Genomic DNA, 12228 nt, shown 5'->3' with positions numbered 1-12228 from the left:
TCGCCCCACCCGATCGAGGAGCCCGAGATGACCCCCTCACCCGCCCTGCCCCGAGGCCCGTGGCAGCGGGCGGCCCGCGCCGCCGGACTGCTGCAGGCCGCCCAGGTGCGACCGACGATCTTCGCCGAGATGACGGCGCTGGCCCAGCGCACCGGCGCGGTCAACCTGGGTCAGGGGTTCCCGGATACCGACGGTCCGGCGAGCATCACCGCCGCAGCCCAGGAGGCGATCGCCGCCGGGGCGAACCAGTACCCGCCCGGACCGGGCCACCCGGACCTGCTCCGCGCGATCGCCGACCATCAGCAGCGGCACTACGGCCTGCACGTCGATCCCGCGAGCGAGGTGCTGGTGACCACCGGGGCCACCGAAGCGATCGCCGCCGCGGTGCTCGCCCTGGCCGGGCCAGGGGACGAGGTCCTCACCCTGGAGCCGTTCTACGACTCCTACGCCGCGATCATCGCCCTGGCCGGTGCCACGCACACCACCGCGCCGCTGCATCCCACGCCGGCGGGCTTCGCTCTGGACATCGAGGCGCTGCGCACCGCGGTCACCGCCCGGACCCGGCTGATCCTGCTGAACTCTCCGCACAACCCCACCGGGGCGGTGCTCGAGCAGACCGAGCTGGCCGCGATCGCTGCCGTGGCCAAAGAACGCGGCGCCGTCGTGGTCACCGACGAGGTGTATGAGCACCTCACCTACGACGGCGCCACGCACGTGCCGATCGCCACGTTGCCGGGCATGGGTGAGCGCACCCTGACCATCTCCTCGGCCGGGAAGTCGTTCGCGCTCACCGGATGGAAGATCGGCTGGGTCAGCGGTCCGGCCGAGCTGGTGACGGCGGTGCGCACGGTGAAGCAGTTCCTCACCTACACCACCGGGGCCCCCTTCCAGCCGGCGATCGCGGTCGGCCTTGACCTGGAGACCACCGCCGGTCCGGACGCGACCTGGCTGACCCGGCAGGCCGCCTCGCTCGCCGCCCGCCGGGACCTGCTCCTCGACGGGTTGCACACCGCCGGTCTAGCCACCGCAACCCCGCGGGGAGCGTACTTCGTGATGGCGAACGCGCACTCCCTGCTCACCGGGCCGCTGGCCCGCACCGGCATCAGCACCGGAGCCGACCTGTGCCGGGCCCTGCCCGAGCTCGCCGGCGTGGTGGCAGTACCAGCCACCGCGTTCACCACACCAGGATCGACGGCCGACGCTGGTCTGACCAACTGGCTGCGGCTGACATTCGTGAAGTCCGAACCGGTGATCACCGAGGCGGTGGCCCGGCTCACGGCGCTGTCCCGGTGATCCGCTCCAGGCTCTGCCGGCGTCTGTCAGGGTCTGCCGAGGTATGCCGGGGCCTGTCGGCGTCTGTCAGGGTCTGTCGGCGTCTGTCAGGGTCTGTCGGGGTCAGCACCAGGGTGCGCCACCGGACCGAGCGCTCAGATCCCGAACAGGGAGCCGGGCAGCAGGTGCGGGATGGACACCACGGCCCAGAATCGCAGGAACCGGCCCACCAGGGACACTCCGGCGAACAGCCACCACGGCATCCGCAGCGACCCGGCGAGCACGGCCACCAGGGCGTATGGCGGCAGGCCGGCGAAAGCGCTGACGAAGGTGACCGCCGCCGGACCCCACTCGTGTGCCGTGCACCACTGCTCCACCCGGGTCATCCGGTCCACCCACCGGCCCTTGGCGCGCGAGCGCAGCCGCTTGGTGCTCAGCACGCCACGGCCGACCAGGTAGGAGAGCATCTTGCCGGCTACCTGCCCGACGGCCCCGGCCAGCGCCAGCCAGATGCCACCGGTCTCGGTCAGGGCCGCCGCACCGAGCAGGTAGAGCTCGGCGGGCAGCACCATCACCACAGCGGAGAGCGCACAGTAGCCGAACGCGGCCGCGAGCTCCCACATGGGCACGAGCGTATCGGCCGGCCGGAGTCGTTCAGTCCTGGGGCTGGACCACCACGGCGTCATAGTCCGGCTCAGCGGAGATCATCCCGGCCTCGAGGGCCGCCGCACCGATCGTGCGCAGGCTCTCGGTGTCCAGGCCCGGGGCGAAGACACCGAAGTTGGCTCCCTCCACCAGCTCGGGGTCGAGCTCCAGCTCTCTGACCACGGTCTCCCGGACCCGGTCCGGGTTCTCGGTGGCGAACTCGTTCGCCTCGCTCATTGCCTCCTGGAACGAGGCCACGATCTCCGGGTTCTCCTCGGCGAAGGGGCCACTGGTGATGTAGTAGCCGATCGTGGTGTCCGGGAAGGAGGCGACGAAGTTGTCGATCACGTTCACGAATCCCGTCTCCTCGGAGATCGACCGGAACGGCTCCACGGACCAGATGGCGTCCACGTCGCCACGCTCCAGTGCGGCGGACATATCGGAGTAGTTCATCGGCGTGTACGTCACCCCGGAGGTGTCCACACCTTCGTTCGCCAGCGCGGTGTCGATGGTGAGGTCACCGAGGTTGTTCACCGAGTTGACGGCGATATTCGCCCCGGCCAGGTCGCCCACCTCGGTGATCGGCCCGTCCGGGAGCACGAACAGTGCGGAGGTGTCCGCCTCGGGGTCGGCGCCCACCCCGCAGCAGTTGGCGACGAACCGCAGATCCAGGCCCTGGTCGATGGCTTGTAGATCGCTGACCGCGTTCGCGTACCCGATCGGGCTCTCCTGGTTCACCACCGAGGGCACGATCGCCGAGCCCGCCTCGGCGATCTCGATCGTCACGTCCAGCCCGTGCTCGGCGAAGATCCCCTCCTCGACGCCGAGGTACAGCGGCGCCGAGTCCATCGTGGTGATCTGCATGACGGTGAGCTCGTACTGGCCCTCCTCGTTAGTGTTGTCCTCGCCGCCACAGGCGGTCAGGGCGAGCGCGGCCACAGCCAGCGGCGCGATCAGAGTGCGTGCTTTCATCATCTGTTCCTTCGGCGAGGGGTAACGGTCAGGACGTGCCGGCGGTGGCGCCGCGCACGTGCTCGCGGATCTCGGCGAACACCTCCGCACGGAGCGTGGCGAACCGGGGAAGCTGCTTGGTGGCGATCTGGTCGCGTTCGGCGGGCAGGTCGATGTCGAACACGTGCGTGATCCGGCTCGGCGACCGGGACACCACAGCCACCCGGTCGCTGAGGTAGACGGCCTCATCCACATCGTGGGTGACGAACACCACGGTCATCCCGAGCTCGGTGCGCAGGGACAGGACGAGGTCCTCGAGGTCGGCACGGGTCTGGGCGTCCACCGACGCGAACGGCTCGTCCATGATGAGCACCTCGGGCCGGTAAGCGATCGCCCGGGCGATCGCGACCCGCTGCTGCATACCCCCGGAGAGCTCAGACGGGGACTTGCGTGCCGCATCGCTCAGCCCGACCTCGCGCAGCGCGCGCTGCACCCGGTCAGCGATCTCTGCTTTCGGCACTTTGTGCGCGCGGAGCGGGAGCGCCACGTTCTTCTCCACCGAGAACCAGGGCAGCAACGAGCGGGAGTAGTCCTGCAGCACGAGGGCGAACTCGCGCGGGACGCCGTCGATCGGCTTGCCCCGGAAGGACACACTGCCGGTGCTGGGTTCGAGCAGACCAGCCAGGCAGCGCAGCAGGGTGGTCTTCCCGGCCCCGGAGGGCCCGACCACGGTGAAGAACTCGCCGTCGCCGATGCTCGCGGTGATGTCCGCGAGCGCCTCGAAGGCGCGGTCGCCGTGGCCGTACACCTTGTGCAGGCCGTCGACCTCGATCAAAGGGGTGGCGGTGGTCATCGCTGGTAGTACCTCCGGTCGATCAGCCGCTCGACCAGGTCGAACAGCAGGTTGAGCAGCACCCCGAGCACACCGAGCAGCACGATCGCCGACCATACGGCGGTCAGGTCGAAGGAGCTCTGTGCAGTGGTGAGCACGAAGCCGACGCCGACGGCGGAGCCGGTCATCTCGCTGGTCACCACCAGGATCAGGGCGAGCGGGATGGCGGTGCGGATCCCGGCAGCGGCCCGCGGGTAGACCGCCGGCAGCACCACGGAGAACTGGCGGATCGGGCCGCGGATGCCGAACGAGCGGGCCGTGTCGTGCAGGGTCGGGGAGATCCCGCGGCAGCCGTCGATCACGTTCAGCAGCACCGGGAAGAAGCAGCCGAGCGCGATGATCACCACCTTCATCGTGGTGCCCAGACCGAACAGCACCATCGCCAGCGGCACCAGGGCGGTAGCCGGGATGGCCCGGACGAACTCCCCGGTCGGGGACAGTGCTCGGTCCAGCCAGCGTTGCTGTCCGATCACCAGGCCGAGCACCAGCCCGGCGAGGATCGCCACGGCCAGGCCGACCCCGAGGTTGGCCATGCTGGAGAGCAGGTGGGGACGGCCCTCACCGCCGGCCCAGTACTCCCAGGCGTGCCGGAGCACCTCCACCATCGGCGGGACGTACGGGTCGGTGGAGTCGGCGGTGAGCAGCCACCATGCTCCGAGCGCCACCACGACGCCGACAACGGCCAGCAGGCCCCGGGTCCAGGCGCTCATCGCGACCTCCCGGAGGGGTGCCAGTGCAGCAGCCGCCGGCTGAGTGCGGACAGTCCTCCGTTCAGCACCAGGCCGACGAGCCCGATGGCGACGACGTAGGCGTACATCCGGGGCAGGTCACCGCCGCTGCGGGCCAGGTTCAACCCCTGGCCCAGGCCGGGGGCGCCGATCAGGATCTCGGAGGTGATGGTGATGATCAGCGCGGTCGCCGAGGCGATCCGTACCCCGGTGAGCAGCCCGGGCAGCATCGACGGCAACGTCACCCAGGCGAGCCGCTGCCCCAGCGTGAACCCGTAGGCACGGGCAGTGTCCCGGGCCACCGGGTCCACGCTGCCGGTGGCATACACCGCGGCCACCAGCATCTGCCAAAATGCCGCGTACCCGGCCAGGAACACCTCACCCTCACGGCCGCCACCGATGGTGAGCACCACCAGCGGGATCATCGCGATCGACGGGATCGGTCGGAGAAACTCGATCACCGGCATCAGTACCGCCTGCACGACCCGCACACTGCCGAACAGCACTCCGCCCAGGGTGCCCAGAACGATGGCCACCCCGAGCGAGGCGGCCCAGGCCACGATCGTGTTGCCGACCAGGCCCCAGGTGCGCATCTCGGTGACCAGACCGGCGAGCTCACCGGCGATCACGCTCGGTGCGGGCACGTAGCTGCGCGGCAGCACGCCCACGGTCACCGCCAGCTGGACGAGCAGGACCAGGGCGGCGGTACTCGCCGTCGGCAGCACCCAACGTGGCACCGGGCGGACGTGACGTGGCTCGGTCCGGACCGTCACCGCAGTCCCAGTTCGGTCGCGGCGCGAGCAGCGAGAGCGTCCCGGTCGGGCTTGTTCGTGGTGCCCAGCGGCAGCTGGGTGAGGATCCATACCCGCCGCGGGTGTGCGTACGGCTCGAGGTGGGCGAGCACGTGCCGGCGCAGCCCGTCCTCGTCGACGTCGGCGCGCACGAGCGTGACGAAGGCGACCGGTTTGGTGCCCTTGACCTCGTCCGGTACCGCCACCACGACGGCCTCGGCCACCGAGGGGTGCTGTTCCAGCACTCGCTCCACCGCCCGCGGGTAGACGTTCTCACCGCCGGAGACGAACATGTCGTCCTCACGTCCGTCGAAGGTGTAGAAGCCGTCGGCGTCCACGGTGAAGACGTCCTTGGTGTGGTGGAACCCGTCGGCGGTCACCGGCAGCTGGTCCTCGCTCAAGCCGAGGTAGCCGGTGAGCAACGCCGGGACACGCACCTCGAGCACGCCCCGGTCGGCCCGGACGGTGCCATCGGCGTCCACCAGCCGCAGCTCGACGGCCGGGTGCGCGGCGCCCACGGACCCGTCCGGGACGGGCAGCCCGTCCCGGTGGGGGCCGAACACCACCGGACCGGATTCGGTGGTGCCGTAGCCGAACGAGATCGCCACACCGTCGAAGAGCTCGCGCAGGCGGGTGAACAGCTCTGGCGCGGCCGGGGCGGAGCCCATGTACAACGCCTTCACCGAGGAAGAGTCGACCTGACCGGCGAGCGGATGGGCGGCGGCGATCGCGAACATCGGCGGCACTCCGGAGACCTCACTCACCCGGTGCTCGGTCACGGCGTGCCAGAACGCTGCCGGCTCGAAGACTGGCAGCACCACCAGCGTGCCGCCGGCGAAGAAGGTGCGCTGCGCGGTGCTGAGAGCATTCATGTGATAGAGCGGCGCGGAGATGAGCACCCGCTTCGAATCCGGTGGTACCGGTGCGGCGAGCATCTCAATCACCCACAGGTGACTGCGGTGGGAGAGCTGAACCCCCTTGGGCCGTCCGGTCGAGCCGGAGGTGTACAACACCATCGCGTCCGCGGCCGGATCGGTCGCCACGGTCTGGAAGTCCGCATCCGGTACCGGGGCAGCGAGATCGATCACGTCTGCCCCGGCGAGCGCTCCGGCACGCCGCTCGGCCAGGTCACGATCGGCGAGCACCACCTGCAGGGACGCGTCCTGAACCACGTAAGCAACGCCGTCGGCAGGCAGCTTGTGACTGATCGGGACCACCACGCCACCGGCACGCTGGATCGCCAGCTCGGCCACCAGCCAGGCCGCCGAGTTCACCCCGAACAGGCCGACCCGCTCCCCCGGGGCCAGCCGCTCGCTCAGCTGGGCGGCGCGGGCGCGGATCGCGTGCTCCAGCTCGGCGTAGGTCCAGTGCTGTGCAGTCTCTCCCGGTGCGCCGACATCGATCAGCGCGAGCGCGTCCGGGCGGTCGGTGGCGACGGCGTCGCCCAAGTTCGTGCTCACCCTCACTCTCCCGGGGTACTCGTGGCGAAGACGGCATAGCTCCCGCGGCCGGTGGCCACGGTCTTGCCGCGTGCGTCGATCACTTCGGCCTCGGCGACACTGACCGCCCGGCCCAGTTTCACCGGCCGGGCGACGACATCCAGGTCCCCGGGGACGGCCGCACGCAGGAAGTGGGTGGTGAAGTCCAGCGTCGGAGCCACCGCGGCCTGCGCGGCGAACAGGCACCAGTCGGCGGCCAGGTCAAGCAGCGTGGCGAGGATACCGCCGTGGGTCACCTGGGCCTCGGTGCCGTTGCTCCACTCCGGGCGCCAGGTGGCGCGCAGCCGCAGCTCGGCCGCGCTCACCTCGACGACCTCCAGTCCGAGCCAGCGGTGCAGCGGTGCGGCGTTGATCCGCTCGGTCAGCGCGGCCGGGGTCACCGTGGCCGCGGTCGCCCCGGTCATGACCGGGCTCCCGGCGTCACGACGATCTTGCCGAGCACCTCCCGGTCCCGGACCTGACGCAACCCGTCGAGTGCGCCCTCCAGGCTCACCACTTCGCTGACCACCGGGTCGAGTTCACCGCGATCGATCATCGCCAGCAGCGCCTCGAAGTCCTCGGTCTGGAAGCCGTTGGACCCGATCACCCGCAGTTCGAAGGACCAGATGTAGCGCAGGTCCTCCACCGGGTCGTACCCGGCGGTCGCCCCACAGACCAGAATCGCACCGCCGAGCTTGACACTGCGCAGCGTCGGGTGCCAGGTATCACCACCGGTGAAGTTGATCACCACGTCCACCCCGGTCTCGGTCGAGGACCGGGACGGCTTTCCGTAGTGCTCCTTCACCCATCTCGCGAAGTCCACCTCGCGGTAGTTCAACGTCTCGTCGGCACCGATCTCCTCCAGCGCCCGGCACTTCTCCTGCGACCCGGCCGCCGCGATCACATGCGCACCGAGCTGCTTGGCGAGGAGCACCGACGCGGTCCCCACGCCGCCGGAGGCACCGAGGATCAGCACCGTGTCACCGGCGGAGACCGCCCCCTTGCCGACCACCATCCGATGGGCGGTGCCGTAGGCCACCGGGAGGGCGGCCGCCTGCACATCGGTCACGCCGGCGGGGATGCGCACCAGCTGGCGGGCGTCCACCAGGGCGTACTCGGCCATCCCGCCGTCCAAGGTCTCGCCCATCAATCCGCGGTCGGGGTGGAGGGGGTGCACCAGCACCCGGTCGCCGGCCGACCAGCCGGTCACGTCCTCGGCGAGCTCGGTGATCTCACCGACCAGGTCGAGCCCGATCACCACGGGCATCGGGATGGTGATTCCTGGCATCCCGGTCACCGTGAAGATGTCGTGGTAGTTCCATGAGCTCGCGGTCACCCGAATCACCACATGTCCGGGTCGCAGCTCCGGGCGGGGGTAGTTCTCGACCAGCTGGACCTGGTCCAGCTCTCCGTGGGCTGGGAGGACCAGCGCCCTCATCGTGCTCGGCATGCGGACGTGAGCTCCTTGTCATCGGGGAAGGTGCGGGCAGAGGTGCACCAGACGATTCTGCCAAGAATGCCCCCGCAAGAACCGTGCCGAAGAATTCGTATCACCTAGTGGTCATCGGCTGGTGCCACCGATCCCCGAACCGGCGTCAGCGGTGGAGGGTCTTGACGGCGTCGTGGTGCCAGATTCCGGCGTCCAGGTACCGGTCGGAGCCGATCTCGTAGCCCAGCGCCGCGTAGAAACCAGTCGCGCCCTCCTGCGCGGACAGCTCCACTCGCACCTGACCGCCGGCCGGGTGTTCTGCCAGGGCAATACGTTCGGTCTCGTCCATCAGCGCGCGCCCCAGGCCGAGGCCGCGTGCGGTGGCCCGCACCGCCACCCGGGTCACGTGCACCCGCCCCGGGCCGTCGACCAGCAGCCGGGCGGTCCCCAGGTCCTGCCCGTCCGCCACGGCGAGCAGGTGCACCGTGCCGGGCAGGTCATCCTTCTCGTCCAGCTCGTCACCGAGGGAGACGCCCTGTTCATCGACGAACACCTCGAACCGCAGCGCGTGCACCCGGCGCAGCCCGGCCGCATCGCTGACCCGCAGCACCTGCACGGCAGCGGCCATCAGTGGGTGCTCCCTGCGCGCAGCGAGGCCAGCGCCGCGGCCAGATCCTCGGGATAGGAGCTGGTGACCTCCAGCCAGGTGCCGGTCCCGGGGTGGGTGAAGCCGAGCCGCATCGCGTGCAGCCACTGCCGGCGCAGACCGAGCCGTTCGGCCAGCCGCGGGTCGGCGCCGTAGATGAGGTCACCGACACAAGGGTGGCCGATCGCCGCACTGTGCACCCGGATCTGATGCGTGCGGCCGGTCTCCAGGTGGATCTGCAACAGCACGGCGCCGGGCATCGCCTCCAGCGTCTCGTAGTGCGTGACACTCGGCCTGCCGTCGGCCACGACCGCCCACCGGGAGTCGCGAGCGGGATGGCGCCCGATCGGTGCGTCGATCGTGCCGGTGGTCGGGTCCGGATGCCCCTGCACGACGGCGTGGTACACCTTGGTCACGGTCCGTTCCTTGAACGCCCGCTTCAGCACGGTATAGGCCCGTTCGCTCTTCGCCACCACCATCAGCCCGGAGGTGCCGACGTCGAGACGGTGCACCACACCCTGGCGCTCGGCCGCACCGGAGGTGGAGATGCGGTAGCCAGCGGCGGCCAGCGCCCCGACCACTGTCGGCCCGGTCCACCCCGGGCTGGGGTGGGCGGCTACACCGACCGGCTTGTCCACGACGACGACGTCATCGTCGTCGTGCTGGATCCTCATCCCTGGCACCGGCTCCGGTGGGGTGGCTGCGTCGGCGCTGAGGTCGGGCACGCTGACCTCCAGCCAGGCGCCGGCTACCAGCCGGTCGGACTTGCCGAGCACCCGCCCGTCCATCAGCACATCGCCGGCGCCGGCCAGCTCGGCGACCTTGGTCCGGCTCATCCCGAGCATCCGGGACAGCGCCGCGTCCACCCGCTCGCCCGCGAGCCCGTCCGGGACGGGCAGAGAACGTCGGTCAGCCATCGGTGCGGGTCACTTCCTCCCCGGCGGCATCCTCGCCATCACGGGTTTCGTCGACGCTCTCCTCGCGCTCCCCAGCGGGCTGCTCGTCGTTTTCCTCCGCGTCCTCACCGGAGGCGACGTGCTTGCCCTCGGAGGCGCCGTCGTCGTGCTCGGTAGCGGTCGCCCGGTGCCCGTTCACGCCGATTCCGGTGAAGGTGAGCACAGCGATTCCGGCTGCGGAGAGCACGATCGCGATATCCGCGATGTTGCCGACGAACCAGCCGTTGTAGTTGAGGAAGTCCACGACGTGCCCGACGGCGAAGCCCGGCTCCCGGAACAGCCGGTCACCGAGATTGCCGAGGGTGCCACCGAGCAGGGCGCCGAGCGCCACCGCCCACCCTCGCGAGCCGAGCCGACGCGCCACCACGAGGATCACCACGGTGACCACGGCCATCGCGATCGTGAACAACCAGGTGGAACCTTCGCCCAGGGAGAACGCCGCCCCGGGGTTGAACACCAGGCTCAGGCCGAAGTAGTCGCCGATCAGCGGGCGGTACTCCCCTGCGGTGAGGGTGTTCAGCATGATCTGCTTGCTCACCTGGTCGGCGACCAGCACCGCGGCGGCGAGCACGGCCAGCAGCACGATCAGCGCCGGTCGCCGACGCTGCCCCTCGCCCGTTGCCATCTCAAGTCCTCGTAGTCATGACAACGGCGGGCCCCCAGTTGCGGGAGCCCGCCGTCGCTCGGTCCGTGCGCAGTATGGGTCAGGGACGACGCATGTCGGTGTGCTCACCGGACGCGTACTGCGAGGAGATGCTGCCCCGGCCCTCGACGTCGCTGAGCAGGCCCTCGAGGTAGCTCTTCAGCCGGGTGCGGTAATCCCGCTCGAACACCCGCAGCTCATCGATCTTCCGCTCCAGCAGCGAGCGCTCGCTCTCCAGCTGGTTCAGCGTGCGGCTGCGCTGCTCATCGGCCTCGCGGGTGACTCGCTCACCCTCGACGCGTGCCTCGGAGACGAGCCGGTCAGCCTCGCTCTTCCCGTTGTTCACGTATTCGTCGTGCAGGCGCTGGGCCAGCTGCAGCATCCCGGTCGCGGACTCGGGCTCGTTCGCCCCGCCGGCGGCGGCAGCCAGGTCGGCGCCGGACTGGGTCATCGGCACCTCGGTGGCCGGCTCGGCCTCGACAGCTGCTGCCGCGGACTCGTCCGCGGGCACCTCGGCGGCCGGCTCGACATCAGGCTGCTCGGCCGACGGTGCCTGCACCGGGCTGAACTGTGTGGTCTCCTCCACACCAGGCTCTGCCGGCGCAGCCGCCGGCACGGCTGCCGCTGCCGGTGCAGCGCCACCGGACTGCTCGGCGAGCCGCTGCTCGGCCGCCTGCAGCTTGGCCTTCAGCTCCTCGTTCTCGTTGCCCACCACGCGCAAGGTATTGACGACCTCGTCGAGGAAGTCGTCCACCTCGTCCTGGTCGTACCCCTCACGGAACTTGGTGGGCTGGAACTTCTTGTTGAGGACGTCGTCTGCAGTGAGCAGAGCCATGGTCGTCACCTCGGTCTGTTTAGGTCGGGTCAGCAACAGTGTGTCACCGACGCGAGTCTTCCAACTAATCCCACAGGTACGGTAGCGGATTCCGTCCTGTGCCGCGTCACACGGGAATGAATTGGCCCAGGATACCCAGGAGCACCCAGCACACCACCAACACGATCAGGAAGGCGACATCGAGAGCGATGCCGCCTAGCCGCAACGGTGGAATGAGCCGACGCAGGGCCTTCAAGGGCGGGTCGGTGACGGTGAAGACGGCTTCGGCAGCCAGGAGTGCAACGCCGCGCGGTTTCCACTCGCGTGCGAAGTACATCACCCAGTCGAAACCCATCCGTACCAGGAGGGCAACGACGAACAGCAGGACGAGCAGGTAGGCGATGCCGAAAAGCCAGCCCACCGTCAGCTCTGGTTAAAGAAGCGCGTCTTCGACTCGGGCTCGTGCTGCTCGCTGGCCACCTCGACCGTCGCCGGCGAGAGCAGGAACACCTTGTTCGTCACCCGCTCGATCGTTCCACGCAGACCGAAGATCAGGCCGGCAGAGAAGTCCACCAGACGCTTGGCCTCCGCATCGGTCATATCGGTGAGGTTCATGATCACCGGGGTACCGCCGCGGAACGCCTCACCGATGGACTTGGCATCGGTGTAGGTGCGCGGATGCACAGTGGTGATCCGGCGCAGTCCCTGCGCGCTGTGCGATGCCGCCTGGCTGATCGGGGTCACCTGAGCCTCCTGCACGTCCTGGGTCTCCTCAACCTCGTCGTAGTCGGAGTAGTCCCGCTCGTAGGACGCCTCGGTGTAACGGTCCGCAGAGTAACGATCTTCGTTCTCCGGGTCGGCCTCGGAGAGGCCGAGGTACAGCATCGTCTTGCGCAGTGCTCCCATGCCTGCTCCTCGTTCGGTCCGGCCGACGCCGGGTGGGGAAGTGGTCAATTCCGACGCTAGTCCAGGCGCTGCCAGCA

15 protein-coding genes are annotated in these 12228 nt (G+C 69.7%); 1 reads left to right on the top strand and 14 read right to left on the bottom strand.

Annotated features, from left to right (window positions below; all coding sequences use genetic code 11):
- The first annotated feature begins 27 nt into the window (after window positions 1–27).
- Window positions 28–1293: an aminotransferase class I/II-fold pyridoxal phosphate-dependent enzyme gene (locus FU260_RS08130; RefSeq protein ID WP_147916605.1), complete on the top strand. Its 1266-nt coding sequence runs from the start codon at window positions 28–30 to the stop codon at window positions 1291–1293.
- A gap of 134 nt (window positions 1294–1427) precedes the next feature.
- Here FU260_RS08130 and FU260_RS08125 read toward each other — a convergent pair whose 3' ends face one another.
- The 14 genes from FU260_RS08125 to FU260_RS08060 all read right to left on the bottom strand — a co-directional run bounded on the left by FU260_RS08125 (window position 1428) and on the right by FU260_RS08060 (window position 12151).
- Window positions 1428–1895 carry a YqaA family protein gene (locus FU260_RS08125; protein ID WP_168211700.1) on the bottom strand — a complete coding sequence of 156 codons (468 nt, stop codon included), beginning with the start codon at window positions 1893–1895 and terminating at the stop codon, window positions 1428–1430.
- Between the two features lie 31 nt (window positions 1896–1926).
- Window positions 1927–2889, bottom strand: coding sequence for an ABC transporter substrate-binding protein (locus tag FU260_RS08120; RefSeq protein ID WP_168211699.1), 963 nt, complete (start codon window positions 2887–2889; stop codon window positions 1927–1929).
- 28 nt (window positions 2890–2917) lie between these two features.
- Window positions 2918–3721 carry an ABC transporter ATP-binding protein gene (locus FU260_RS08115; RefSeq protein ID WP_147916602.1) on the bottom strand — a complete coding sequence of 268 codons (804 nt, stop codon included), beginning with the start codon at window positions 3719–3721 and terminating at the stop codon, window positions 2918–2920.
- Window positions 3718–4470, bottom strand: coding sequence for an ABC transporter permease (locus tag FU260_RS08110; protein ID WP_147916601.1), 753 nt, complete (start codon window positions 4468–4470; stop codon window positions 3718–3720). Before FU260_RS08110 ends, FU260_RS08115 begins: the two co-directional genes overlap by 4 nt.
- Window positions 4467–5225 carry an ABC transporter permease gene (locus tag FU260_RS08105; protein WP_168211698.1) on the bottom strand — a complete coding sequence of 253 codons (759 nt, stop codon included), beginning with the start codon at window positions 5223–5225 and terminating at the stop codon, window positions 4467–4469. Before FU260_RS08105 ends, FU260_RS08110 begins: the two co-directional genes overlap by 4 nt.
- 32 nt (window positions 5226–5257) lie before the next feature.
- Complete coding sequence (locus tag FU260_RS08100; protein WP_168211697.1) at window positions 5258–6739, bottom strand: class I adenylate-forming enzyme family protein; 1482 nt, start codon at window positions 6737–6739, stop codon at window positions 5258–5260.
- A 2-nt stretch (window positions 6740–6741) separates the two neighbouring features.
- The gene (locus FU260_RS08095; protein ID WP_147916598.1) at window positions 6742–7182 is read right to left on the bottom strand and encodes a PaaI family thioesterase; all 441 of its coding nucleotides are present in this window, start codon (window positions 7180–7182) and stop codon (window positions 6742–6744) included.
- Window positions 7179–8207: a quinone oxidoreductase family protein gene (locus FU260_RS08090; protein WP_147916597.1), complete on the bottom strand. Its 1029-nt coding sequence runs from the start codon at window positions 8205–8207 to the stop codon at window positions 7179–7181. The genes FU260_RS08095 and FU260_RS08090 overlap by 4 nt, the downstream gene beginning before the upstream one ends.
- A 145-nt stretch (window positions 8208–8352) precedes the next feature.
- Window positions 8353–8814: a GNAT family N-acetyltransferase gene (locus FU260_RS08085; RefSeq protein ID WP_235912244.1), complete on the bottom strand. Its 462-nt coding sequence runs from the start codon at window positions 8812–8814 to the stop codon at window positions 8353–8355.
- Entirely contained in the window at window positions 8814–9749 is a 936-nt protein-coding gene (locus FU260_RS08080; protein ID WP_147916596.1) for an RluA family pseudouridine synthase, read from the bottom strand. The genes FU260_RS08085 and FU260_RS08080 overlap by 1 nt, the downstream gene beginning before the upstream one ends.
- Window positions 9742–10413 carry a signal peptidase II gene (gene lspA / locus FU260_RS08075; protein ID WP_147916595.1) on the bottom strand — a complete coding sequence of 224 codons (672 nt, stop codon included), beginning with the start codon at window positions 10411–10413 and terminating at the stop codon, window positions 9742–9744. Before lspA ends, FU260_RS08080 begins: the two co-directional genes overlap by 8 nt.
- A 79-nt stretch (window positions 10414–10492) precedes the next feature.
- Window positions 10493–11266, bottom strand: coding sequence for a DivIVA domain-containing protein (locus FU260_RS08070; RefSeq protein ID WP_147916594.1), 774 nt, complete (start codon window positions 11264–11266; stop codon window positions 10493–10495).
- Window positions 11267–11372: 106 nt separating this feature from the next.
- Window positions 11373–11666: a YggT family protein gene (locus FU260_RS08065; protein WP_147916593.1), complete on the bottom strand. Its 294-nt coding sequence runs from the start codon at window positions 11664–11666 to the stop codon at window positions 11373–11375.
- A gap of 2 nt (window positions 11667–11668) precedes the next feature.
- A complete protein-coding gene (locus FU260_RS08060) occupies window positions 11669–12151 on the bottom strand; it encodes a cell division protein SepF (RefSeq protein ID WP_147916592.1) in 483 nt (160 codons plus the stop codon).
- Window positions 12152–12228 lie beyond the last annotated feature (77 nt).

This window comes from Ruania zhangjianzhongii, assembly GCF_008000995.1.
Classification (GTDB): Bacteria; Actinomycetota; Actinomycetes; order Actinomycetales; family Beutenbergiaceae; genus Ruania; species Ruania zhangjianzhongii.
The sequence above is the reverse complement of the archived record's forward strand: the minus strand, read 5'-3'. Positions and strand labels throughout refer to the sequence as shown.

What these genes read in the sequence shown, in the direction of transcription:
- FU260_RS08130 (WP_147916605.1), top strand. Translation starts at nt 28, where the DNA reads ATGACCCCCTCACCCGCCCTGCCCCGAGGCCCGTGGCAGCGGGCGGCC.
- FU260_RS08125 (WP_168211700.1), bottom strand. Translation starts at nt 1,895, where the DNA reads ATGTGGGAGCTCGCGGCCGCGTTCGGCTACTGTGCGCTCTCCGCTGTG.
- FU260_RS08120 (WP_168211699.1), bottom strand. Translation starts at nt 2,889, where the DNA reads ATGAAAGCACGCACTCTGATCGCGCCGCTGGCTGTGGCCGCGCTCGCC.
- FU260_RS08115 (WP_147916602.1), bottom strand. Translation starts at nt 3,721, where the DNA reads ATGACCACCGCCACCCCTTTGATCGAGGTCGACGGCCTGCACAAGGTG.
- FU260_RS08110 (WP_147916601.1), bottom strand. Translation starts at nt 4,470, where the DNA reads ATGAGCGCCTGGACCCGGGGCCTGCTGGCCGTTGTCGGCGTCGTGGTG.
- FU260_RS08095 (WP_147916598.1), bottom strand. Translation starts at nt 7,182, where the DNA reads ATGACCGGGGCGACCGCGGCCACGGTGACCCCGGCCGCGCTGACCGAG.
- FU260_RS08090 (WP_147916597.1), bottom strand. Translation starts at nt 8,207, where the DNA reads ATGCCGAGCACGATGAGGGCGCTGGTCCTCCCAGCCCACGGAGAGCTG.
- FU260_RS08085 (WP_235912244.1), bottom strand. Translation starts at nt 8,814, where the DNA reads ATGGCCGCTGCCGTGCAGGTGCTGCGGGTCAGCGATGCGGCCGGGCTG.
- FU260_RS08080 (WP_147916596.1), bottom strand. Translation starts at nt 9,749, where the DNA reads ATGGCTGACCGACGTTCTCTGCCCGTCCCGGACGGGCTCGCGGGCGAG.
- lspA (WP_147916595.1), bottom strand. Translation starts at nt 10,413, where the DNA reads ATGGCAACGGGCGAGGGGCAGCGTCGGCGACCGGCGCTGATCGTGCTG.
- FU260_RS08070 (WP_147916594.1), bottom strand. Translation starts at nt 11,266, where the DNA reads ATGGCTCTGCTCACTGCAGACGACGTCCTCAACAAGAAGTTCCAGCCC.
- FU260_RS08060 (WP_147916592.1), bottom strand. Translation starts at nt 12,151, where the DNA reads ATGGGAGCACTGCGCAAGACGATGCTGTACCTCGGCCTCTCCGAGGCC.